The 23,862-nt window shown below is 42.3% G+C and carries 18 protein-coding genes; 10 read left to right on the forward strand and 8 right to left on the reverse strand.

All coding sequences use genetic code 11. The features are described 5' to 3' along the window. Positions 1 to 191: 191 nt before the first annotated feature. Positions 192 to 1,835, reverse strand: a complete 1,644-nt coding sequence (locus RMZ42_RS19330; RefSeq protein WP_322672911.1) for a calcium-binding protein — start codon at positions 1,833 to 1,835, stop codon at positions 192 to 194. Positions 1,836 to 2,287: 452 nt separating this feature from the next. Between RMZ42_RS19330 and RMZ42_RS19335 the strand changes: the two genes are divergently transcribed. Then, on the forward strand, positions 2,288 to 2,806 hold the full coding sequence (locus RMZ42_RS19335) for a hypothetical protein (protein ID WP_322672912.1): 519 nt from the start codon (positions 2,288 to 2,290) through the stop codon (positions 2,804 to 2,806). Between the two features lie 401 nt (positions 2,807 to 3,207). On the opposite strand, the gene RMZ42_RS19340 is transcribed toward RMZ42_RS19335, so the two are convergent. Beyond that, entirely contained in the window at positions 3,208 to 3,903 is a 696-nt protein-coding gene (locus RMZ42_RS19340; protein WP_322672913.1) for a pentapeptide repeat-containing protein, read from the reverse strand. Between the two features lie 163 nt (positions 3,904 to 4,066). After that, positions 4,067 to 4,879 carry a tryptophan-rich sensory protein gene (locus RMZ42_RS19345; RefSeq protein WP_322672914.1) on the reverse strand — a complete coding sequence of 271 codons (813 nt, stop codon included), beginning with the start codon at positions 4,877 to 4,879 and terminating at the stop codon, positions 4,067 to 4,069. A gap of 140 nt (positions 4,880 to 5,019) precedes the next feature. Here RMZ42_RS19345 and hisD point away from each other — a divergent pair, with 140 nt between their 5' ends. After that, positions 5,020 to 6,300: a histidinol dehydrogenase gene (hisD, locus tag RMZ42_RS19350; RefSeq protein WP_322672915.1), complete on the forward strand. Its 1,281-nt coding sequence runs from the start codon at positions 5,020 to 5,022 to the stop codon at positions 6,298 to 6,300. A 130-nt stretch (positions 6,301 to 6,430) separates the two neighbouring features. On the opposite strand, the gene RMZ42_RS19355 is transcribed toward hisD, so the two are convergent. The 3 genes from RMZ42_RS19355 to RMZ42_RS19365 all read right to left on the reverse strand — a co-directional run bounded on the left by RMZ42_RS19355 (position 6,431) and on the right by RMZ42_RS19365 (position 13,172). After that, positions 6,431 to 7,804, reverse strand: a complete 1,374-nt coding sequence (locus RMZ42_RS19355) for an alpha-amylase family glycosyl hydrolase (protein WP_322672916.1) — start codon at positions 7,802 to 7,804, stop codon at positions 6,431 to 6,433. Positions 7,805 to 8,411: 607 nt separating this feature from the next. Next, entirely contained in the window at positions 8,412 to 11,555 is a 3,144-nt protein-coding gene (locus tag RMZ42_RS19360) for an efflux RND transporter permease subunit (protein ID WP_322672917.1), read from the reverse strand. A gap of 159 nt (positions 11,556 to 11,714) precedes the next feature. Beyond that, on the reverse strand, positions 11,715 to 13,172 hold the full coding sequence (locus RMZ42_RS19365) for an efflux RND transporter periplasmic adaptor subunit (RefSeq protein WP_322672918.1): 1,458 nt from the start codon (positions 13,170 to 13,172) through the stop codon (positions 11,715 to 11,717). A 568-nt stretch (positions 13,173 to 13,740) separates the two neighbouring features. Here RMZ42_RS19365 and RMZ42_RS19370 point away from each other — a divergent pair. From RMZ42_RS19370 to RMZ42_RS19385, 4 genes are all read left to right on the forward strand, one after another. Beyond that, positions 13,741 to 14,622 carry an Npun_R2479 family HD domain-containing metalloprotein gene (locus RMZ42_RS19370; protein ID WP_322637286.1) on the forward strand — a complete coding sequence of 294 codons (882 nt, stop codon included), beginning with the start codon at positions 13,741 to 13,743 and terminating at the stop codon, positions 14,620 to 14,622. A 131-nt stretch (positions 14,623 to 14,753) separates the two neighbouring features. Next, the gene (locus tag RMZ42_RS19375; RefSeq protein WP_322672919.1) at positions 14,754 to 15,869 is read left to right on the forward strand and encodes an ABC transporter permease; all 1,116 of its coding nucleotides are present in this window, start codon (positions 14,754 to 14,756) and stop codon (positions 15,867 to 15,869) included. A gap of 547 nt (positions 15,870 to 16,416) precedes the next feature. Next, positions 16,417 to 16,962, forward strand: a complete 546-nt coding sequence (locus tag RMZ42_RS19380) for a hypothetical protein (protein WP_322672920.1) — start codon at positions 16,417 to 16,419, stop codon at positions 16,960 to 16,962. A gap of 41 nt (positions 16,963 to 17,003) precedes the next feature. Continuing rightward, entirely contained in the window at positions 17,004 to 17,609 is a 606-nt protein-coding gene (locus RMZ42_RS19385) for a hypothetical protein (RefSeq protein WP_322672921.1), read from the forward strand. On the opposite strand, the gene RMZ42_RS19390 is transcribed toward RMZ42_RS19385, so the two are convergent. After that, positions 17,606 to 18,631 (reverse strand): ABC transporter permease, encoded by a 1,026-nt coding sequence (locus RMZ42_RS19390; RefSeq protein ID WP_322672922.1) that lies wholly within the window; start codon positions 18,629 to 18,631, stop codon positions 17,606 to 17,608. The genes RMZ42_RS19385 and RMZ42_RS19390 overlap by 4 nt on opposite strands. A 263-nt stretch (positions 18,632 to 18,894) precedes the next feature. After that, positions 18,895 to 20,547, reverse strand: coding sequence for an ABC transporter substrate-binding protein (locus tag RMZ42_RS19395; RefSeq protein ID WP_322672923.1), 1,653 nt, complete (start codon positions 20,545 to 20,547; stop codon positions 18,895 to 18,897). 533 nt (positions 20,548 to 21,080) lie between these two features. Here RMZ42_RS19395 and RMZ42_RS19400 point away from each other — a divergent pair. The 4 genes from RMZ42_RS19400 (at position 21,081) to RMZ42_RS19415 (ending at position 23,692) form a co-directional block, all read left to right on the forward strand. Continuing rightward, a complete protein-coding gene (locus RMZ42_RS19400) occupies positions 21,081 to 21,407 on the forward strand; it encodes a hypothetical protein (RefSeq protein ID WP_289795423.1) in 327 nt (108 codons plus the stop codon). Between the two features lie 82 nt (positions 21,408 to 21,489). Continuing rightward, positions 21,490 to 21,774: a hypothetical protein gene (locus tag RMZ42_RS19405; RefSeq protein WP_322672924.1), complete on the forward strand. Its 285-nt coding sequence runs from the start codon at positions 21,490 to 21,492 to the stop codon at positions 21,772 to 21,774. 145 nt (positions 21,775 to 21,919) lie between these two features. Further along, the gene (psbB, locus tag RMZ42_RS19410) at positions 21,920 to 23,449 is read left to right on the forward strand and encodes a photosystem II chlorophyll-binding protein CP47 (protein ID WP_322672925.1); all 1,530 of its coding nucleotides are present in this window, start codon (positions 21,920 to 21,922) and stop codon (positions 23,447 to 23,449) included. Positions 23,450 to 23,584: 135 nt separating this feature from the next. Then, positions 23,585 to 23,692, forward strand: coding sequence for a photosystem II reaction center protein T (locus RMZ42_RS19415; protein WP_084227385.1), 108 nt, complete (start codon positions 23,585 to 23,587; stop codon positions 23,690 to 23,692). The last annotated feature ends 170 nt before the right edge of the window (positions 23,693 to 23,862 follow it).

Genomic DNA, 23,862 nt, shown 5'->3' on the forward strand with positions numbered 1-23,862 from the left:
ATTTCCAAGAAATAAATTATTCGAATAAACGTAGACGCATACCCCTACGGGGAAGCAAGCTACGCAAAGCGTCTGTCTGCGACACGCTGCGCGAACGTAGGCCGCAAACTACCACTCCAGGCGCAGAGAACACAGAGAGAATCTTTGCGTCAGTTTTGGGATATTTTTTATTTGGAAGTCCCTAATTTCGATTAAACAACCACAAAATTGTTTTCGCTGAGTGACAATCCAGTAGATAATTGTGCAAATTTTACCTGAGTAAACCCAGACGCACTGCCATCAAGGTCAAAGAACAGTCCACCTGTAGCACTGTTATAGATAAATCGTTGATTGCTTGTCGTTGCAGACGTTCCGAGGGTAAACTGACTTGTCTTAAGTGAACCTGGTGATAATCCGCCACCAAAGCCAGCAGCCGATACCTGAATCAGTTCATTAGTAGCGTTTAAGTCATAAATACTGTCAATACCTTTATTGTAATTATTGAAAACAAAGGTATCAGTACCAGTTCCTCCATAGAGGGTATCATTACCAAAGCCACCTATAAGGGTATCATTCCCACTACCACCATAGATTGTGTTTTTACCAGAGGCGCTAGAGGCAGAGATATAATCATTGCCAGCGCCACCATCGAGTAAGTTATCACCCTTTGAATTAGTAGCATTCAAGTTGTCGTCCCCAGTGCCACCATTAAGAGTGTTTTTTCCAGACGAGCGAGAGTCGTATGTGATGGAGACGTCGCGGGGTGAGTAGGGGTCGCTAGGAGTGTAATTGAAGTAGCCAGAGATGGAGAGATAATCATTGCCATCACCCCCAGAGAGCAAATTATCGCCTGTTGAACCGCCAGCACTCAAGGTATCCTTACCTGCACCGCCGTTGAGGGTGTTTTTACCAGACGAGCGAGAGTCGTAGTCTGCGTAGTTACCTCCGTCGTAGTAGCCAGAGATGGAGAGATTATCATTGCCATCGTCCCCAGAGAGCAAATTATTGCCTGTTGAACCGCTAGCACTCAAGTTATCGTCACCTACGCCACCGTTGAGAGTGTTCTTACCAGACGAGCGAGAGTTGTAGTCGTAGTCTGGGTAGCTAAAGCTTTCGTAGCCAGAAATGGAGAGATAATCATTGCCATAGCCCCCAGAAAGCAGATTATTGCCAACAAGGGAGTCAGTCCCCGTACCACCAATGAGGGTATCATTTCCCGCACCACCAATGAGGGTATCATCACCCGCACCACCTCTGAGCAAATCGTTTCCACTCAAGCCATCGATTTTATCATTACCGCCTTGACCATTAACGACATCATTTGAGTCCTCTAACCCCGTAATGTTATTGTTGAGGTCATTGAGGAAAGTTACTGTGTTCTTGATGCCCAGGCTAGTATCAGTAGAGTTGGAATCGAGGACATTAAAGCTGTCAATGATGCTATTTTGCCCGTCAAACAGGATATTACCAATTGCTGGTTTGCCTCCAGAAGCTTTCAGATTCTCTAAATTTTCTAGTTTGAAATTTTGTAGAATAACTACGGTATCAGTATTCCCCTCAAAAGTGATTTCTAGATCGTTGCCATTCTGAAGCAGCAGTAAATTTTGAGCAGTTAATCCTGCACCCTGAAATTTGATCGTGTCCACTTCAGCAATAACTGCTGCTGTCGGGTTAGTTCCTTTACCGATGCCACCAAAATCAGTGATTGTATCAGTGCCGTCGCCCAAGTCGTAAACAAATTTATCGTTGCCACCGCCACCTGTGAGAAAATCACCTCCCACACCACCAATGAGAGTATCATTCGCAGTACCACCCTGTAGTAAGTCGTAGCCGCTGGTTCCAATGATATTTGCCATAATTTTTACCTACCTGATTCCATTTTTTTAGTAATTTCAGTTCTCAATCTTGAATTTAGCGCTGTTTTCGAGCAGTGGTTGATTGAATTTGGGCAGTGGTTAATTGAATTCGGGCAACCTCCAAGAATTTACATAAAGCCATTCAATATATTTGTGATAAATAAATCAATTTATACTTAATAATGCGGGTGTCAATTAACCCTAATTCTGTCTATCCTAGTGCTGTACAGTCCAAGGTAGAAGTCAGTTTTTATCCTGGTGCATTGTAGAAGAATTGTAGGTTGGGTGAAGCAAAGCGCAACCTAACAAAGCTATGAAAATGTTGGGCTTCGTTCCTCAACCCAACCTACGTAGTATATGGTTTTTGGCGCTAACCCAAGCGTATTGTTCTATCAACAGCTTTTTACTTAGCCAATCAGTTTATTCAATTTAGTATTGGTTTGGATATGAGTATGATTTCATTTAGACCATTGATTTTGATTATAGGCACAAGTATTGGTTTACTGCCTTTGTTGTCCAACTGGTGCGTCCAAGCACAAAATCAATCACAAAACATTGAGCTAAAAATTTATAGTGAAAACGAGCAAAAACAAAGCTGTCCAAGCAAAGTGATTGTCACTGAAAAACCCCGTCCTTATCAAGAAGGTAGTTTTGCAACAGATGGCTCTATTAACCTCAGTACCTATGCTACTAATATTTCTGTTCAAGCCAGTAATAACTTTAGCGTTACATGGGTTGGGACACTCAAACCAAAATATGCTAGATGCATTGCTTCTGCTGGAATGACTAAGGTTGATGGGCAAGACTACTCTGGAAAGATTAATTATTTACGGATGCACTTTGTTAAAGGTAAAGTTTATTTCATCTTGGATTTGGCTGGTGGCTCCGATCCTAATGATTATCCCCTAGTAGTGCTAAAAAATAGTTTAAAGAATGGCAATCCTGCCTGGACTTGGGGTGGAACTGACTAGAGGTAATACTGGAGTTTGGCGATCGTTAGACCTCTTGCAAAAATCTTTGAATTACCCCTCCCCTTGTGACTACGGTGTATACACAAGTCCTAAAATCATTGCCTGGTAAGATACAAGCCTTGGTAGGCAAGGTTTTGAGTTAAGCGAACTGATTATCAATAGTGTCAGCTTATTGATAGAGTCCTAACGGAAAATCAAAGATTTTAAAAAAAATTTTCTGTTGTTTTTTGTTGATTTGATTGCCAACTCGACTTGTGTATACACAAGTCTGAAATAGCTGAGTAACCAAGGTTTTACCCCACCCTAACCCTCCCCTTATAAAGGGGAGGGAACAAAATTTTTTATTTCCCCCCAATATATCGGGGGGATTAAGGGGGGTCTATTTGACTTATGCAAGAGGTCTATTGTTGAGCAAAAGCCAAGTCACTTTCAATTAACTTGGCATTTGTTAGGTTAGCCCCACTCAAATTGCACAAGTGAAAATTTGCCCCTCTTAGGTCTGCTAGTGACAGATTAGCTCCTGTTAAATCTGCACCAGTGAGGTTGACTTCAATTAAGTTAGCACCACTGAGGTTAGCCCCCTGAAGTGAAGCTTTTTGCAAGTTTGCCTCGCTTAGGTTAGCCCTCATCAGGTATGCTTTACTTAAATCGGCTCCACTTAAATTCGCTTGACTGAGGTCTGCTGCTGTTAAATCAGCTTTACTGAGATTAGCTTGACTTAAGTTTGCCCAACTCAATGAGGCATAACTTAGGTTAATTTCACTCAGCTTCATGGTCGCAAGTACTGCACACCTCAAATTAGCATTAACAAAATTTCTTTCTCCGATTGCATAACGGCGTAAAATTTTATCAGTTGTTACTCTGTTCAAAATAGCTTTTGATGTGCCTTGATAACACCATGTAGCTTGTAATAGTTTGGCAGCAGTGTTAACAGCTATTTCATCACTAGAAGTTATAATTACACCATTGCAGCCATCCCATTGACCGTTAAGCATTAGAGCAATCTCATTAGCGGCAGTAATTGAGTCAAATAGTAAAACAGATTCTTTATGCCTTTCTAACCAGTTATTCCAACCAATTGAGATAATATTTTTCATTTCTATAAATTTTGAATTTTTTAGACGATTCCGGCTTTAACTATCTATTTTGGCTAATGACAATCAGACTGGTGTGTGTAACAACCGACCCTTATTGTGCGTGCTTAACGAACGTTTCTAAAAGTTTTCTCTTGAGAGACGCTGGGTGGGTATGTTATTACACTTAAATATGTTCTTGTTGGGTGCGTAAGCTGTTAATCGTAGCGATTAAAACTAGGAAAATGGCCAAAACCAATACGGTATTTCTAAGCATTGAGTTATCAAAATGCTTGAGTGCGTTCGTCGCAGACGTTGGCGCAGCCATCGCCACTAATGCCCAGACTATTACTCCTGCATAAGCGATGTCTCGACGCTGGATAACCATAACTGCTGCAACTGCTGTTGCTATCAATACCATGATGAGAGTCCAGATTACAGGAGAAATCCCCCAACCGTTCCACCCGTGAAAATCCAAGGCACACGCTACATTGACAATAGTCGCGACGCTAATCCAACCCAGATAAATGCTAATCGGAAAGTGAATACACCATTTTTTCAGCCGAGGCACACGCGATTTGCCAATTTCTAACTGCACATAGACAGCAATCAGGGGCAACAGAATCAAGAGCATTGCAATTACAGAAAAAGCAAAAAGCCGAGACAGAAACAGATATACCCAAATACTTTGAGCAACACAGGCGATCGCTAACAGATAACCTGTCTTACGTAAATCAGACTCATATCGTTGATTAGGTAGAGCTTGGTATACGCCAAAAGCAAACAACCCCAGGTAAATCAGCCCCCAGATCGCAAAGGCGTAATTAGCAGGGATAATCAAGACATTTTTAAACAAAGTATTGGAAATTTCCCCGATGCTAAGTCCATTGAGCGGAAAAATGTTCGATACTACGTTGATAACAAAAGCACCAAAGATTGCAGCCAAAGTAACAAGCTGCCGCCAAAGATCCCGGTAATTGCCTCTTGTGGACTGCTGCATAGGATGTTAACTCATAATCTTTTGTGGCTTTCTTTCAGCTTACATCTGAAAAGAGTGATGCATATAAGCCACAGCCATATCGAGCAAGTTAATCAGGAGTTAAACTAATTATTGACCTCACTGCTTTTAAGCTACTGTCCATGCAGCTACTTCAAACTACCGACAAAGATTTTTCTGTCAAATTCAAAACTCTTGTAAGCGATCGCCGGGAAGTTACAGTTGATGTTAGTGGGACAGTACGCGAGATTCTAGCTGATGTCAAAGTGCGTGGTGATGCCGCAGTTAAGGATTATACTAGCCGCTTCGATCGCAACCATCTCCAGTCTTTGCATTTAAGCGAAACTTTTATTGCCGAACACGCAGCACAATGTCCTGCTGATGTCTTGGCGGCGCTGGAATTTGCTGCTGAGAGGATTGTGGCTTTCCATGAAAAACAATTACCACAAGATATTGTCTACAGCGATGCAGTCGGGGTAAAACTGGGATTGAATTGGGTAGCGTTGTCGCAAGTGGGAATTTATGTACCAGGGGGACGGGCTAGCTATCCAAGTTCTTTGTTGATGAATGCCTTACCAGCCAAAATTGCTGGTGTTGAAAGAATTGTCATGACAGTACCGATGCCTGGTGGTGAGATTAATCCTGTCGTATTGGCTGCTGCTCAAGTTGCTGGTGTTACAGAAATATATGGCATTGGTGGGGCGCAAGCGATCGCAGCATTAGCTTATGGTACAGAAAGCATTGCCGCAGTAGATAAAATTGTTGGCCCTGGTAATGCTTATGTTGCGGAAGCCAAGCGTCAAGTCTTTGGCACTGTTGGCATTGATAGCATCGCTGGCCCTTCAGAAATTTTAGTGGTAGCCGACAGCCAGAACAACCCAGATTGGATTGCCTGGGATTTACTATCGCAAGCAGAACACGATCCTAGTGCCCAGTCAATCTTAATTACTGATTCCGAAATCTTCGCGCAACAAGTAATAAAGGCTGTTGAGAAAATTCTCGCCGATTTACCTACCAGAGAAGTTGCCAGTGCAAGTTGGCAAAATTATGCAGCTGTGATTCTAGTTAGCGATTTAGCCGAGAGTATACCACTGCTAAATCAACTAGCTCCAGAACATGTGGAATTGTGTGTGGATAATCCGCAACTCCTTGCCAATCAAATTAAGTGTGCCGGCAGCGTGTTTTTAGGACGCTATACTCCAGAAGCGATTGGCGATTATTTAGGAGGCCCTAACCATGTACTGCCAACTGCTCGTTCTGCCCGCTTTGCCTCTGGTTTAAGTGTCTACGACTTCCTCAAACGAATTACTTTTTTAGAATGTAACAAACAATCATTACAGACAATAGGCAAAGCAGCTGTCACCTTAGCAGAGGCAGAAGGTTTGCCAGCTCATGCAGGTAGTGTATCTGTACGCTTGCAATAATAAATCATCACCAAGATGCGATAAATTGCCGTCAAGACAAAAAACTAATTCTTGTAGAGACGGCGATTCATCGCGTCTCCTGCCTTAATCAAACAGTATTGAGAGTTGAGCTAAGAGCAGGAGGGAGTGTCTAAACTTGACATTGATTAAAAGGTTCTCGAATAAAATAGAGTGCATCGCGTTTTTGAACTTCCATACCGCCTCTATTCCAGCTTCCCCAACGAGTGATAAATTTTTTTCCATCTTGGCGACGTTCAATCGCAACAGTAAAATTATTACGGAGTTCCCGATAACATCCATCTAAATTCGTTAAGGTCAAATCCAGTGCTGAGATATTAAATTTATTCTCCCCTTTATTGACAACAAAAAATCCTTCACTGCCCCGCTCCATTAGTAATACAGTCGGACTATCAATTGCTGCTAAAACATTTTCTTTGGTATTTTTTCCCTGAGTTCCTCGTTGATGCATAATTTGGCGGAATTTGACACCATGTTTGATAAAAGCAGCATCTCTATTATCCCAATTGAGTATTAAAGGAGTGCCACTTTCTCTCGCCAAGATATATGCTGTTGCGAGGAAAGAATCAGAAGGATCGCTATAGGGGTTAATGGCATTAGAATTAATATCGCGGATCGTATCGTGGTTTCTGCCAAAAGTGACGCTACGCGGATCGTTTATGGCTGTCGGAACTCGCAGAGAACGCAAATCTCCACCAAAGCTGAAGGCATTTTTCATTGAATTGTAGAGAACAAAATCTGTGACAGCAGTAATCCAGTTATAATTTTCTGCACTGGTGTCGCTATCTGTGATTACCTCAAGATAATTCCATGCTTTGCCTTGACTTTGTCGATCCACATAGCTGATGTACTCTTTAAGAACATCTGCTGGCATATGCTTGGCAGCATCAAACCGAAATCCATCAATTCCTAAATCTAGCAGTTTTTTTAAATGAGCTTTTTGAATTTTTTTAACATTATTGGTAAATCTCAATTCAGGAAGTCCACCTAACCAACAATTAATTTCTGAATCTCTATTGCCATCACTATAATTAATGCTACAAGATTTTTTCCCTGGACGATTTAAATCCCAATTAAAGTCATTTATAGAAAGACCTGAAAATTTAGTTAAATCTTCAAAATCATCATTGCCATCTAAATTAGCCATGTGATTGAAAACAACATCAGCAATCACTTTGACCTGACAATTGTGGGCTTGATTAATAAGCTTTTTTAAATTTAAGAGTGAACCTCTACCTTCGATAACGCTGTAATCTACAGGTTGATAGCGGGCCCACCATTCTGGAGCAGGATTAGATTTTTGGGCTGGAGAAATTTGAATGTGAGAGTATCCTTGCTTCCCTATTTCACAGACAAACTTTTCAATATCAGTATACTGCTGGTCAAATGCATGAAAAATCGCAGAAGGTCTTTCTCCTGCTAATGTCTGAATTGGGTAAATACAAGTTGCGCAGATGACAACTGCACAGATGAAGATATTTTTCATCAAAGATATTATATCATGTCCGCTTGATTGCTTATTAAACCCGAAGAACCCCACCCCGCCAAAGCTGTGCTTTGTCTCCCCTCCCCGCAGGCGGGGAGGGGTTGGGGGTGGGGTTCTTTTATTATGGGTAATTTGGCGGACATGATATTACTCCTAAACCAGATTGTGTTTTACTATTAGTTTGCCAAAGAAAATTGATTTTTTATTGAGTAATATCATGTCCGCTTAGTTACTTATTAAACCTCAAGAACCCCTCCCCTTGGCAAGGAACTACGGTGTACACACAAGTCGTATTACCCCCCTTAATCCCCCCGATGTATTGGGGGGAAACTGGAAAATCTAGTTCCCTCCCCTTTCTAAGGGGAGGGTTAGAGTGGGGTAAAACCTTGGGTTTTTCAGCTATTTCAGACTTGTGTATACACCGTAGCCTTAAAAAGGGGGAAACATAAAATTTAGTTCCCTCCCCAATACATACGGGGAGGGTTAGACAGGGGTAAAACTTACGCTTAAACCTAAATGGGTTGGGGCTGTTCTTGTTAGGTCTGTATTGGACTCAGCCGAGAAACACTATAAAATCTAAAATTACAAATCCAAAATTGATTGGGCATTATTGACGCGATGGTTTCTTACCAAAGCCATAGCGCATTGTATCCATAATCCAAGTTTGGAAGTTGTCAATGTAGCTAAATATCACTGGTACTACTACCAGTGTCAACAGAGTGGAAGTTGTAAAACCGCCCATAATGGCAATTCCCATTGGTTGGCGAACTTCAGAACCCACGCCGATTCCCAATGCTAAGGGCAGAATCCCGGCGATCGTTGCGAAAGAAGTCATTAAAATTGGACGCAGACGTGATACGCCTGATTCAACGAGCGCCTGACGTTGGGTTTTGCCTTCTTGCATGTTGATGATGGTATAGTCAACTAACAGAATCGAGTTTTTAGTGACAATCCCCAACAGCAACACGATACCAATCAGGGCATATATTCCTAAGGGTTTTTGAGCAACCATCAACGCTACCAATGCCCCGCCTAAACAAAAGGGTAAGGCTGCCATAATCGATAATGGATGGAGAAAGTTGTTATACAGCAGCACCAGAATTGCATAGATACACATTAATGCCAGCCCCAATGCACCGCCAAAGCGACCAAAAATGTCTTGCATAATTTTGGCACTACCTGATGGTTGCTGTACTACTCCTGGTGGTAAGTTTTGCATTGCAGGTAGTTTATTGATTGTCTGGACTGCCTCTCCTAAAGAAAGCCCTTGCAAATTCGCTTCTACAGCTACTTGACGGGCGCGATCGTAACGATTGATGGTAGCAGGGCCGCTACCAAAGCGGATATCTGCCACTGCTATCAGGGGAACTAATCTGCCATTTTGACTGGGGACTTGTAGATTTGTGATTGTGTTGATATCAGCTCGCGCTTGCGGATCGATTTGGACGCGAATGGGGATTTGACGATCGCTTAAATTAAATTTCGCCAAGTTCGCCTCATTATCGCCGATGGTGGCAAGGGAAGCAGTCCGAGCGATCGCTTGCACTGTCACCCCCAAATCTGCTGCCCGTTGCGGGTTGGGAATTACCAAAATCTCTGGTTTGACTAAACTTGCAGTAGATGCCACTTCTACCAATCCAGCTAGCGATCGCATCTGCTTTTCTAAGGCATCAGCAGCTTGATTCAATGCTGCGGGATTTTCACTTCTGAGGACAATTGATAAACCTTTGCGACTGTCACCTGGTGACTGACTTTGAAAACTAATTCTAGCTCCTGGTATTTGCTCAAAGTTAGGACGCACTTGTTCCTCAAACTGTTTTTGGGAAATATTTCGTTTCTCTCTGGGTTTAAGATTAATCGCAAGACTAGCAGAATTGATCTCTTCTGTTGCTAGTACGCGTTCAACTACTGGATTTTGGCGGATAATATCAGTCGCTTGTGTGACTACTTTGTTAACGTCTTCTAATGTGGAACCAGGAGGTAATTCTATAGATACATTAGAAATTCCGAAATCGCCATCATCAACGAAACCTTTGGGAATCAGGGGAACCAGCGTCAGACTGGCAATAAAAAAAGCGAAAGCGATCGCTATTGTTGTCAATCTATGGCGTAACGCCCACTGTAAAAGCGATCTATAAGGTTGAAAACCTTGACGCTTTTCATCTCCAAGTTTTCTACTTCCGTTCCCACCACCTGGAAGTGTAAATTTAAAATTAAAAATTTTTATTATTCCCCCCTGCCCCTCTGCCCCCCTGCCCCCTTGCCCCTCTGCCTCCTTTAAAAGATACGCCCCCATCATCGGCGTAACCATCCGCGCGACAAGAGTTGAGAAAATTGTGGAAACGGCAACGGTAACGCCAAATGGTTGAAAAAATTGCCCCGGAATCCCACCCATAAAGGCAACGGGCAGAAACACTGCAATAATCGTGGCTGAACTGGCGATTACCGCTAATCCTACTTCGTCGGAAGAGTCAAAAGCAGCTTCCCAAGCTGACTTGCCCATAGCCATGTGGCGTTCCATGTTTTCAATTTCCACAACGGCATCATCTACCAAGTTGCCCACCGCCAGGGCTAATGCCAACAAAGTCATGTTGTTGAGGGTGTAACCAAGGGCTTGCTGCACTGCGAAGGTGGGAATTATTGACAAGGGTAAGGCAACAGCCGTAATTAATGTTGCTCGCCAGTTCCGCAAAAACACTAAAATAACCATGACCGCCAGCACCGAAGCTTGTATCAATTCATCAATGGTGCTTTGGTAGGATTGACGGACAATATCGGCTCTAGTAAAAATTAAATCCAGTTTGACATCTGGGGGAAGGGTTTTTTCTAGTTGTTTGACTGCTGCTTTCACTCCTTCTTCTACTGTCACCAGAACGCTGCCAGTACTACGTAAGACTTGAAAAGCTACTACGGGTTGATTATTCAAACGGGCGGCTTGGCGCACGTCACCAAATTTATCTTCTACAGTTCCCAGGCTAGATAAAGGTACGGAACCACCTTGTGGTAAAACGATTTCGTAGGTTTTCAAAATATCCACACTGGTGGCACTTCCTAAAGTACGGATACTTTGTTCGCTACCACCAACTTCGGCACGTCCGCCAGGTAAGTTAATATTCAAAGCGCGGATTTGGTCGTTTACCTGAGTGGCGGTGATCGCTAAAGATTGTAAGCGATCTGGATTAAGATTAATCCGAATTTCTCGGTCAACGCCACCCACACGCTGAATTTGTGCTACACCCCGAACTCCCAATAAGGCACGGCTAATAGTTTGGTCTACGAGATTGCTTAACTCTTCTACAGAACGCCGATCTGATTTAACTGCGTAGGTAATCACCGGGCCGCCGGAAAATTCTAAGCGTTCCACAATTGGATCGTTAATGTCTTGGGGTAAATCTTGGCGAATTTGAGCGATCGCATTCCGAACATCATTGGTGGCGCGATCGCTATCTGTACCCAAAACAAAGTTAATTGTCGTCTGAGAATTCCCATCGCTAATGGTGGAAATCATGTAATCGATATTACCCAACCCTGCCACAGCATCTTCAATTTTTTTCGTCACTTGAGATTCTAGTTCTGCTGGGCCTGCACCTGGTTGGCTGACTTTGATCGAAACTGTTGGTACATCAATATTTGGGTTAGTATCAATCCCCAAGGATATGAATGAGAACCAACCGACAACCGTCAAAATTAAAAATAAAACGATCGTGGGAACAGGTTTTTTTATCGACCAGGCTGAGATATTAAAAGACATTGGAAAATTTTAGATTTTAGATTTGTCATTGGTCATTTGTCATTGGTTATTTGTCATTTGTCACTTGTACTGAGCGTAGTCGTACCCCTCCGGGGAAGCAAGCTACGCGTAGCGTCTCGCAGAAAAGTATTGGTCATTGGTTATTTTTCCCTATTTTCTTCAATTTGCAACTCGAACCCGATCGCCATCTTTGAGATAGCCTGCACCATCAACGACAACGCGATCGCCTAACTGTAACCCACTCTTGATTTCTACGGTGTCGTTATTTCCAGGATCTCCTAATTCGACTTTCTGGCTGCTGACTGTATTTTCACTCGATAAGATGAATACAATTACACTTGCGTCAGCTTGGGACTGCACTGCTTTTTGTGGCACTACCATTTTCATTCCTGAGTCAGTAGTAATTGCAGCACTAGCAAACATTCCTGGTTTGAGTAAAGTCGTTGGTGGCAAGTCAATTTTTACTGTCGCCTCTCGTCTTTGATCGTTCAGCTGTGGTTGTATGTCTCTGACTCGTCCTTGCGATCGCACCCGGCGATCGACATCAGAAGTAATTTGCACCGATGCGCCAATTTTCACCTGAGTTAGTTGAGTTTCGGGCACCTTCGCCTGAAGTTCTAACTTTTCATCTCGGATAATCGAAAATAGCTTTTGTGTGCCACCAATCACCGTCCCCACCTGGGTTTGCGGCGGTACGCCAGTGACATCACCGACTCTAGCTAGTTTCTCGGCAATTACTCCTGAAACCGGCGCACGTACCACAGTTTGTCCCAATTGAGTTTGCAGTTGTTGCACTTTAGCAGCACTGCTTTTAACATCGGCTTTGGCTTTGTTGACGATCGCTTGGGCGTTATTAATATTAGCTTGGGCACTGCCGATATTAGCCTGGGCACTACGTATATTTTCTTGGGACAGGTTCACAACTTCTATGGCAGTTTTCACAGCGTAAGAACGAGTATCAAGTTCTTGTTTGCTAATCGTCCCAGAGTCAGCAAGTTGTTGATAGCGCTGATAATTTTTGGCTGCTTCCTCCAACCTCGCCTTAGCTTGAGCTAAATCGGCTTGTTTTTGCTGGACTATTGCTTTATTTGATAGCAAATCTGCCTGCTTGGATGCCAAATCAGCTTGTTTGGATGCTACATCTGCTTGTTTCGATTCCACATCTGCTTTTGCTTGGCTAATTTGGCTTTGCAGTATGGAACCATCTAACACTGCCAACACTTGCCCTTGTTTGACAAAAGCTCCTTCTTTGACATTTGCGGGGATGCTTTTAATTTGTAAACCGTTTGTTTGCGGTAGCACGGGAATTAAATCACTCGCGGCTACAGTCCCAGTAGTTTTGAGTGTACGGACAACACGGGCGGTTTCTACTGTGGCGATAGTAACTGTCATCGCTGGATTAACTTTTTTATCCGCTACCGCGCTTTGTTGACGGGATGGAAAACGATTTAATACACTCATTGCAAGTAAGGCGATCGCAATTCCTAAACCAGTACCCAAGAATAATGGCTTCAACCATGCCCTGGTCTGCTTTTGATCTGATTTGCTTAAAAAATTCCTATCTTCAGAGGTTATAGCTTCTTCCACCTCAACTTCTGAAAGACTTTCATCGCTCACATTTCACCTCTACTTGCTGTTTATGCATACCAAATCTTGGTATTTTCTTAAGAAAACTTGAAGTTTATTTACTTCGATATCAACTATGACGCATTTCATAGTGAATGTCTTTTATCTGCAACAGTATATAATACAACTTTTAAAGTAAGCAAATTTACTATCAAAGCATGGTAATAAATTTTATGTAGATTATGATACAAAAAATTCTCTCATCTCATAAAGCTACTCTATGTCACACACCATCTGTATTGAGATCACTGTCAACCAATGCCTAAATATGAAAAACTAATATAGCCAATCTAGATTTATCTAATTAGAGTCGAAAGTATTTATGTACCTTGGTAGACCAGGAAATTATTTTTTATACGTAATCAATTATTTCTCTAAAGCCTTTGTGTTGCCAGGAAGCCGTGTATTCAGGCACAGATAAAGCTAGCGTCTACAGCTACACGTGAGTTACAAAGGAGCAAACTCCATTGCCTGAAATTCCAGCAAGGGTGGCCTTGATTATGGAATTTTGAAATCAATCAAATCAATAAAAAATTGGTATTTACCAGAGTAAGCAGATATGTTCAATGCCACTGAAATTTTAATTGATGCCTTTGTAAATGAAATTCGAGACGGCTATCGCCGCACTTATGGCTGCTTTAAAAATGATTATCAGGATATTATCGCTTGGGCGGGTAACATGGCTTTGGAAAACATTGCTAATAGCGATGCCCTTTACCATAATGTTGAACACACAGTCCTAGTTGCCTTAGTGGGGCAAGAAATTTTACGTGGCAAACATATCAGGGAAGGCGGTGTTTCCAGTGAAGACTGGTTGCATTGTATTATTTCTTTAGTGTGTCACGATATTGGCTACGTTAAAGGGGTTTGTCGGCAAGACCGAGAAACAGCAAACTTATATGCCACAGGTAAAAATGGCAGAATGATTTCTGTAGCTGCTGGTGCTTCTGATGCCAGTCTGACACCTTATCATGTTGATAGAGCCAAGCTTTTCATCGATGAGCGTTTTGGAGGTCACAAATTAATCGATGCTGAGGCAATTAAGAGCAATATTGAATTGACTCGATTTCCCGTACCTGCGGCAGAAGATCATCAAGATACAAGGTGTTTTGCAGGATTAGTCCGGGCTGCTGATTTAATTGGTCAACTAAGTGACCCGCGTTACCTGAAGAAAATTACTTCTTTATTTTACGAGTTTGAAGAAACTGGTGTAAATAAAGTTTTGGGCTATAAAACCCCTGCCGATTTGCGTAACAACTACGCTAAGTTTTACTGGAATGGCGTATATCCTTATATCCAAGAAGGACTGCATTATCTATCATTGACACAACAGGGAAAACAAATTCTCGCAAATCTTTACTCAAACGTGTTTGTTGTGGAACATGAAAAACAACAAGAAGAACAGCAGCGGTATTTGGAGAAGTTAGCAGTTAAGAGTTAGGAGTTAGGAGTAGAGACGCGATTAACCCTTGTCTGTACAAAAGTTGGGAGTTGAAAATTATTAATCATGAGTTATGAATTAAGATAAAAATTTAATAACTCATAACTCCTAACTTATAACTCCTAACTACTATGGATTGGTGGCGACGACTTAAGAAAAATCCTTTAGCACGATTTGGGGCAATTTTACTGTTAATTTTCTATATAGGAGTAATTGCAGCTGATTTCGTAGCTCCTTATGACCCCTATGCTTCACAGCCTAATGGTTCGCTGCTGCCACCAACGAAGATACACTGGGTTTCTCAGTCAGGGCAGTTTACCTGGCCTTATGTTTATCCGACAACTCAGGGAGATACGAATTTAGATACAGGCGATCGCGAACTCATTGTAGACTCGAAAAAGCCTTCGCCTCTGCGTCTATTTGTCTCCGGGTCAGAATACCGATTGTTGCAGATGAGTTTGCCATTACCGCCGAAGTGGGATGAAGTCACAATTTTTGGCGGTATCCCCTTAAATTGGCATTTATTTGGCACAACAACTGGTGCAAAAGTCAACATCTTCGGCACTGATGACCAAGGCCGCGACCAATTTAGTCGCTTGCTACATGGCGGTCGCATCAGTATGTTTATCGGGATTTTTGGCATTATCATTACCTATCCCCTTGGTTTGCTGATCGGGGGAATTTCTGGCTATTTCGGCGGTGTGACTGATAGCATCATTATGCGCTTGGCAGAAGTGCTAATGACTTTCCCTAGTATTTATCTTTTGGTGACATTGGGCGCAGTCTTACCAGCAGGTTTAAGTAGTACCCAGCGCTTTTTGCTGATTGTGGTGATTACTTCGGTGATTAGCTGGGCTGGTTTAGCACGGGTGATTCGGGGACAGGTACTATCAATTAAAGAGCGAGAATTTGTTCAAGCCGCGCGGGCAATGGGCGCGAACCCAATTTATATCATTATCCGTCATGTTTTACCGCAAACGGCTAGTTATGTAATTATCTCTGCGACTCTTGCAATTCCCGGCTTTATTGGCTCAGAGGCGATATTGAGTCTCATCGGCTTGGGTATTCAACAACCAGACCCCTCTTGGGGCAATATGTTATCTCTGGCTAGCAATGCTTCAATTTTGGTGTTGCAACCTTGGCTAATTTGGCCGCCGGCTGTGCTGATTATACTCACAGTGCTGGCATTCAACTTACTCGGTGATGGGCTGAGAGATGCACTCGACCCGCGCAGTTTAAGAAGATAAGCCATCAATAATAGCAAATGGGGTCGTCGAAATAACAAATGCGAACCCCAAAGTAACAAATGCGAACTCCGTTGGGAAAGTGAAGCTTGTTCTGAAAACTTTTGATATCCTGCTATTATTGAATTTTTAAAAATTCTTTTTTTAACTTGTATTCCTAAAAGTTCTGTAATTTTTGTGCATAACTTTGCACCCACATCTCTCACATATTGTGTACTATAAAAGCCATCATTAACAATCTCTGCATACTCCTTCCCTTCCCACATCCCTAAAAAGAGCTTTTGTTCTAAGTCATTTAAGACTTGCTTATCGTTTGCAAGTAGCTTATTAATGAATGTTAATGCTTTTTGTGAATCCATTAGGTGTAAGGGAATTGGCAGAGCAAAGTTAAAATCAGTCAGTAGTGTAATACTTTACCCTACAAACCTACATTTGCCTACTTTCCCTTACAACAATTTAATCACTCAAACTCCCTACTAGCGCCTACCCATAGAGCTTATGTCTCAAGTGATGATGGTGTTATACCAAAAAAAGTTGAGGAGTTTGAAAAATGGTAACTTTTAGACAACAGCTTGTACTTGCTCTCATCGCTGCTACCAGTGCCATACTAGCTACAGTAGCGCCTGCATTAATTGAGCGGGATAAAAAATCTGCTTCAGAAGCAAAGCCTTTTGTCACCGCCACCTCTGCAATATGTGACAAAGTTCTTGCTGATAAAGTGTGTGTCGCTAATCTTACAGTGCAGGTTAATAGTAACAAACTTCAGCAAGTGACAAATCGCGATCGCCTCTTTCTCAAATCTGGAGATACTCTAAGATTATCAGACGTCTATTATTGCATACCATCTCAAACTCTACTCAATAAAGTAGAAGTCAGAGGATATTTATTTAAACATGGAGTTGAGAGTTATAAAAATGGACTTTTCACTCCTAGTAACTTCCCGATTTATGCTGCTTGTCATAATAGTGGTAACTTCCAAAAAACTTGGAAGCTTGAACCAGGACAGCACCAAGTCAGCATACCCATTATCAAGTATATTGGTAGCAACAGAATTGTTGACGGGAGTTTCTACTTTAACTTGGATGTTGGACAGTAATTTCAGTCTTCTGTTTGAAAGGGAAAGCGAGTAATAGTTTTATGGCTTACAGCGAGTTTAGTTTAGCTAAAGCAAAACAAGAGTTTAGTTTAACCACGTTAGAAAAACGCGATATTTTCGCTGCCGTTCCTGAATTAACAGCGAGTAATTTACTTGTAGAAACACTCAACTATAACCTCGATATCGCTTTAGGCAGTAATAGTGAAAAAGCTCGTTCTGAGTTAATTATTGCTCCCATCTTAGTTGATTTACGCCGACAACTACACGAAAAAGTTAGTTTATTTTCTGGAGTAGATTTCACTGTCGATAATAGCAAAGGATTAAACGGCACTTGCGATTTTATTATTACTAAATCTCCAGAAATTCTCATTTTGACAGCACCAGTAATTACAGTTGTAGAAGCCAAAAAAGAAAATATTAATGCGGGTTTTGGTCAGTGTGCAGCAGAAATGGTAGCAGCCCAAATTTTTAATCAGCAAGCTGCAACTGAGATTCAAACAATTTACGGAGCAGTCACAACTGGCAGTATTTGGCAATTCCTCAAATTACAACAACAAACATTGACCATTGATTTAAGCGAATATTATCTCAAAGATGTAAATAAAATTCTGGGGATTTTAGCCAGTGGTATTTCTCAAGAAATTTAATACCGAATTCGTGGATCTACATAAGCATTTAAAATATCAATCAAAATGCTGGCGCTGACAACGATCGCACCAAAAAAGACCAGCACTCCCTGGACTGTGGGATAATCGCGATCGGCGATCGCTTGATAAAGTCGATTAGCTAACCCAGGCCAAGAAAATGTTACCTCTGTCAAAATCGCTCCACCCAATAGAGATGCAAAAGTTAATCCCAAGACTGTAATTACTGGAATTAGGGCATTCTTTAAAGCGTGGGAGGCTAAAATCTTATTTTCACCAATACCTCTGGCTCTAGCAGCTTCTACATAATCGGCTTGCAAAGTTTGCTTTAAATTCACTCGCACAATTCGCTCAAAAATCCCACTGAGCAAAATTCCCAAAGTGAGACTTGGTAGAGCCAGATGGTGCAAAGATGCGAAAAACTGGGTAAAATTTCCACCGAGTAAGCTATCAACTGTATACAATCCAGTCACAGTAATGGGAGCGGGAAGATTGGGCGGAAAGCGGTTTGAATTGGGAAACCAACCGAGTTGGACTGAGAAAATCAACTGCAAAAGCATTCCCGCCCAAAACATGGGGAGTGCGTAGGTGATAATCCCAAATAAGCGCCCGCCGACATCAAAATATGTCCCAGGACGAGAAGCCGAAAGAGTTCCAACCGCAATTCCGACGATGAGTGCAACCGCCATACTACATACTGCTAACTCCACCGTCGCTGGGAAATATTGGCCAATGATGTCCCAAACATTCTCTCCCCGACTTAACAAAGAACTTCCCAAATCAAAGCGCAACAAATTTCCCAAATAATTGAGGTACTGTAACCATAGGGGAAGATTTAAACCGAGTTGTTTTCGCAATTCTTCTTTAGCTGCTTCTGGCGCACGTCCACCGAGAATTGCATCTGCTGGATCTCCTGGTGTTGCTCTTAATAAGAGAAATACAATCGTGATGATCGTTAATAGCTGGAGTGGCGCAAGAAGCAACCGAGAAACAATGTAATATTGTAAAGCTTTAGAACGAGACATATTTAGTTAGGAGTTAGGAGTTAAAAGTTAGGAGTTGATAATTTGCAGTTAGGAGTTGAGAGTGAGCAGTTAGGAGTTGATAATTTGCAGTTAGCAATTAGGAATTAAGATAGACAGCTAGCTTGCAAAAATTTTTTAATTACTATATTTAGTGAAGTTGAACATCTTTATTTTGCTCAGAATCACATTCATGATTTTTTGACTTTTGCAACAAGTTAAATTCCTAACTTCTAACTCCTAACTCCTAACTCCTAACTCTCAATTTATTTTTTAAGTGTCTGGTAAATCAGAATTTGGGTAGGGTTAAGTTTTACGCCATTAACACCATTTCGGGCAAATACATAGTCTTTGTTTTGCCATAAGGGAACGTAAGGTACATCAGTAGTTACTTGCGTTTGAATTTCGTTAAAAATTTTCTGACGCGCTTCGGGGTTTTGTTCTTTGCGTTGCCCATCAATCAATTTATTTATGGCTTCGTTATAGTAGAACGAACCCTGAGTTTGACTGCCTCCATCTTCGCATCCTTTAGCAGTTGAACCTTTGTCACAAGACAAAAATGGCTGGACGTAATTATCTGGATCTAAAAAGTCTGGATACCAATCAAGTAAAGCTGCTGGATACAAACCCTTGGCAATGTCTTTAAAGAAGGCAGGCCCTTCCGCTTGGGTAACTTCAAATTGCAGTATTCCATCCATTTTGACATCCACAAGAGATTTGAGTGTCTGTGCTGCCAAACTCCGAGTAGGTGAACTAGAAGGATACCAAACTTGCACTCTTGCAGGATTTTCTTTGGAGAAGCCAGCAGTAGTTAATAATTTTTTAGCTCGATCGAAGTTAGCATCGCCATATTTATCTTTGAATAATGGCACAGAAACTTTAAATGTCGTGGGAATCATGCTATAAAGCGGATCTGCTTGACCAAATAATACTCGCTCGTTTAAAAGTGGACGGTCAATTAAGGAGGCGATCGCTTGTCTTACCTCTAATTTATCTAAAGGCTTTTGATTCCGGTTTAATACCAGATAACTTACTACACTACCTTCAGCTGCGATCGCTTGCCAATCCCCTTTTTTACCACCTTCTTCCAAGCTGCGATTTTGATCTGGTTGCAGTGACAGATAAGCTACATCGATTGCACCTGTACGGAAAGCATTAAACAAATTAACCGGACTAGTTTGAATTTGGAGATTAACACCCTTGTTAACTGGTTTTTCTCCCCAATATTTATCAAACGCATCAAATCGGATGGAATCAGTACCATACTGTCCTAATTTGTAAGGGCCAGTTCCCACAAAAATATTCGGCTTGAATTTACCAGCGCCGACTTCGTAAGCTTTTGGCGAAACTGCACAAACTCCAGGAAACGCCAACAGTGAAGGAAAAGCTGCAAAGGGCTTTTTCAGCTTGATGGTTAACTCATACTCGCTTGTAGGTTTTACCGAATCTACTATATCAGCTAGTAAAAATGAGGGTTTTCCTTTATTTTCAATAAAGCGCTGAATGGTAAAGGCCATTGCTTGAGCGTTGAAGGGAGTCCCATCGTGAAAAACTACTCCCTGACGTAAGGGGATGGTATAAATTAAGCCGTCTTGACTGACTTTGGGTAATGCTGTAGCTAGTTGAGGTTTAATTTCGATGCTTCCTGGTTCGTATGTGTAGAGACGATCGCTCATATTAAACACCAAACCTAAAGCTGCTAACTCATAAGCATCAGCAGGATCGAGGGTTCTTGGCTTGGCTGTTGTACCGATAGTAATACGACCATCACCTGTAGGGGTATTTACAGCACCAGATGGCGGCGTAGTTGATTGCGGACGAGGAGCGCAACTAACAACTAAAAATAAACATAGACAGAACAAAGATAGGAATTGTGTAATCCGACCCCACCGTTTCACGGACAAGGAAAACCAGGTCATGGCGTTAATATATTTGATATCAGCGGTCAGCAATTTTACTACATTTGTGACTATTATGCTGAATCTTCACAATTTATAGTGGTTCTTGTTGCAATGGAACGCTCCGGAGCTATCTAAATCAAAAATTTGTGGCGGATACTCAACTTCATAATCAAGTTTATTGCTGTGATGCCTACAACGGGCTACGCCTATGCACTATTTGGTTACAAAAAATCATTGATGAAATACATAATTTTAAATTTAAGATTTGTTAACTATTGAAAAGTTTTTATGTAATTAAAATTTTTAACATTGGTTAAATTTGTCGTAAATTCATAGTTACTAGAAAAATAGGTCTTGTTAAGCTTTGACACTTAGCCCAAGTAGTGTAAGTTGAGATTTCACCTGTTGCTGCTTGGGAATAGACACCGATAAAGGGTTTTTTCGTCAAGATCGGCTAGATTCTCAAAAAGAAGTGTGTTTGAACATCAGCGACTAAAGCGATCGCGATATTGTTAACAGCAGATTGAAAGTCTAATAGTGAGACTAAGACCGTGAAGTATTTCTTTCTATCTGAGGGATGGGCAGTTGCAAGAGTTTGGGCATCTGATGGACTCTGGCAAATAACTGCATGGCGACGCCAACCAGATATTCAGCGAATGAATATTTGTTTAGTCGAAGAAAATGAATTGCTCTGGCTTTATCGAGTTGAAGAAGCCGTTTTAACCGTAGAAGTGAAGCCAACAACACCAGTAATTGGTAGTCAGACCATCGGCCAAGTAGTACTCAAGCGTCTGATGAGCGCCGAACAGGTAATCGAACGCCTGGGTACAGCTGAGGCAAAGTGTCAACTGCAAAATATCCACTTGGTGGTTCAGTAAATATGGGGGACTGGGGATTGGGGATTGGGGATTAGGGATTGGGGATTAGGGATTGGGGATTGGGTAATCAGCTAGCTCAAAAATGATGTTCCGGTTTATTACCTACAGCAAATTTTGGAATATTTTCCCAGTCCCCAGTCCCCAATCCCTACGTAAAGAAAAGATAAGCAAATTTCATCCTAGACGGGTATTGGTAGCGAAAAAACTTAGAGATGCTACGCGATCGCATCAATTTACACGCTTGCAAACAATTCCATCAATAGTTACACTTTTTAAAACATTCTCATTTTTGCTTGGCGATGGCTACCCTATCATAGGTAAACCTCCCGAAGCGAGTAAGCATTGCCAAAGCACCCACGCTGTCTGACTTCTTAAGACTACGCTGTGGTGATACTCTGGCTCTGGCAATAACAAAAAACAAGAGAGAGTTTTATGAGTGGCGATTTTCGTCTCTCATAACCTCAGTAAGAAAATTGCTTTGTAAACTAACTCATCGAGGAGGAGCGTAGTCGATGGGACTACCCTGGTACCGAGTACATACAGTCGTTCTGAATGATCCAGGGCGACTGATTTCTGTACACCTAATGCACACAGCCTTAGTAGCAGGCTGGGCTGGTTCGATGGCACTCTACGAACTAGCTGTTTTTGATCCTAGCGATCCAGTTCTCAACCCAATGTGGCGTCAAGGAATGTTCGTCCTGCCCTTCATGTCACGTTTGGGTGTTACTCAATCTTGGGGTGGTTGGAACGTTACTGGTGGTCCATCAACCGATCCTGGCTTCTGGTCATTTGAAGGCGTTGCTGCCGCTCACATTGTTCTTTCCGGTCTGCTGTTCCTAGCCGCCGTATGGCACTGGGTTTACTGGGATTTGGAACTCTTTAGAGATCCCCGCACTGGTGAACCCGCCTTAGACTTGCCAAAGATGTTTGGCATTCACCTGTTCTTATCTGGTCTACTTTGTTTTGGATTTGGTGCTTTTCACGTCACCGGACTATTTGGGCCGGGGATATGGGTTTCTGACGCTTATGGTGTAACTGGTGCGGCCCAGGCAGTAGCACCAGAATGGGGCCCAGATGGTTTTAACCCCTATAACCCTGGTGGTATTGCGGCTCACCACATTGCTGCTGGTGTTGTTGGTATTATTGCAGGCTTATTCCACCTGACAGTTAGACCCCCCGAACGGCTCTACAAAGCCCTACGGATGGGGAACATCGAAACAGTACTTTCTAGCAGTATTGCAGCAGTTTTCTTTGCTGCTTTCGTTGTTGCTGGTACTATGTGGTACGGTAATGCCGCCACGCCCATCGAATTGTTTGGCCCTACCCGTTATCAATGGGATCAAGGCTACTTCCGTCAAGAAATTCAGCGCCGCGTCCAAACTAACGTTGCTGAAGGTGCAACCCTCGATCAGGCTTGGTCGCAGATTCCTGAAAAATTGGCTTTCTACGATTACGTCGGTAATAGCCCCGCTAAAGGCGGTCTATTCCGTACAGGGCCAATGGTGAAGGGTGATGGCATTGCTCAGTCTTGGCAAGGTCACGCCGTATTCAAAGATTCTGAAGGGCGGGAATTGACCGTGCGTCGTCTCCCCAACTTCTTTGAAACCTTCCCAGTGATTTTGACTGATGCAGATGGAATTGTCCGCGCTGACATTCCCTTCCGTCGGGCAGAATCTAAGTATAGCTTCGAGCAATCTGGTGTTACCGTTAGTTTCTACGGTGGCGATCTGAATGGTCAGACCTTTACAGAGCCAGCTGATGTGAAGAAGTACGCCCGTAAGGCTCAAGGCGGTGAAATCTTTGAATTTGACCGGGAAACCTTGAACTCTGATGGTGTATTCCGCACCAGTCCTAGAGGTTGGTTTACCTTTGGACACGCCGTATTTGCTCTCTTGTTCTTCTTTGGTCATCTCTGGCATGGCGCTCGGACAATCTACCGAGACGTATTTGCTGGTGTTGACGCCGATCTTGAAGAGCAAGTTGAGTGGGGTCTATTCCAGAAAGTGGGCGATAAGTCAACCCGCCGGAAAGAAGCCCTTTAATTTCAGTGTTGAGTAAAGAAGTGCTGAGTTCCGAGTTAAGGCTCTGACTCAGCACGGGCTAAACGCCCCGCTTCCGCTAACAGCACTCAGCACTCAGAACTTTAATTACTGGCTGGATAAAGAGGAAATCGTAATATGGAAAGCGTTGCGTACATCTTGATTTTTACTCTGTGTATAGGTACTCTCTTCTTTGCGATCGCATTTCGCGAACCCCCTCGCTTTGAGAAACCAAAAGATAAGTAGATCCTATTCACAGATTTTTAAGCGGATTTAATCTTAATATCCGTTGCTACTAAGTATGGTGGCAACGGATATTATTGTGTTTGTCCTTTGTCATTTGTCCTTTATGTTGTTTCTCACTAATGACCAATGACCAATGACCAATGACCAATGACCAATGACCAATGACCAAT

Origin of the sequence: Nostoc sp. DedQUE05, assembly GCF_034530955.1 — a bacterium.
Lineage (GTDB): Bacteria > Cyanobacteriota > Cyanobacteriia > Cyanobacteriales > Nostocaceae > Nostoc.

What these genes read in the sequence shown, in the direction of transcription:
- RMZ42_RS19330 (WP_322672911.1), bottom strand. Translation starts at nt 1,835, where the DNA reads ATGGCAAATATCATTGGAACCAGCGGCTACGACTTACTACAGGGTGGT.
- RMZ42_RS19335 (WP_322672912.1), top strand. Translation starts at nt 2,288, where the DNA reads ATGATTTCATTTAGACCATTGATTTTGATTATAGGCACAAGTATTGGT.
- RMZ42_RS19340 (WP_322672913.1), bottom strand. Translation starts at nt 3,903, where the DNA reads ATGAAAAATATTATCTCAATTGGTTGGAATAACTGGTTAGAAAGGCAT.
- RMZ42_RS19345 (WP_322672914.1), bottom strand. Translation starts at nt 4,879, where the DNA reads ATGCAGCAGTCCACAAGAGGCAATTACCGGGATCTTTGGCGGCAGCTT.
- hisD (WP_322672915.1), top strand. Translation starts at nt 5,020, where the DNA reads ATGCAGCTACTTCAAACTACCGACAAAGATTTTTCTGTCAAATTCAAA.
- RMZ42_RS19355 (WP_322672916.1), bottom strand. Translation starts at nt 7,804, where the DNA reads ATGAAAAATATCTTCATCTGTGCAGTTGTCATCTGCGCAACTTGTATT.
- RMZ42_RS19360 (WP_322672917.1), bottom strand. Translation starts at nt 11,555, where the DNA reads ATGTCTTTTAATATCTCAGCCTGGTCGATAAAAAAACCTGTTCCCACG.
- RMZ42_RS19370 (WP_322637286.1), top strand. Translation starts at nt 13,741, where the DNA reads ATGTTCAATGCCACTGAAATTTTAATTGATGCCTTTGTAAATGAAATT.
- RMZ42_RS19375 (WP_322672919.1), top strand. Translation starts at nt 14,754, where the DNA reads ATGGATTGGTGGCGACGACTTAAGAAAAATCCTTTAGCACGATTTGGG.
- RMZ42_RS19380 (WP_322672920.1), top strand. Translation starts at nt 16,417, where the DNA reads ATGGTAACTTTTAGACAACAGCTTGTACTTGCTCTCATCGCTGCTACC.
- RMZ42_RS19385 (WP_322672921.1), top strand. Translation starts at nt 17,004, where the DNA reads ATGGCTTACAGCGAGTTTAGTTTAGCTAAAGCAAAACAAGAGTTTAGT.
- RMZ42_RS19390 (WP_322672922.1), bottom strand. Translation starts at nt 18,631, where the DNA reads ATGTCTCGTTCTAAAGCTTTACAATATTACATTGTTTCTCGGTTGCTT.
- RMZ42_RS19395 (WP_322672923.1), bottom strand. Translation starts at nt 20,547, where the DNA reads ATGACCTGGTTTTCCTTGTCCGTGAAACGGTGGGGTCGGATTACACAA.
- RMZ42_RS19405 (WP_322672924.1), top strand. Translation starts at nt 21,490, where the DNA reads ATGATGTTCCGGTTTATTACCTACAGCAAATTTTGGAATATTTTCCCA.
- psbB (WP_322672925.1), top strand. Translation starts at nt 21,920, where the DNA reads ATGGGACTACCCTGGTACCGAGTACATACAGTCGTTCTGAATGATCCA.
- RMZ42_RS19415 (WP_084227385.1), top strand. Translation starts at nt 23,585, where the DNA reads ATGGAAAGCGTTGCGTACATCTTGATTTTTACTCTGTGTATAGGTACT.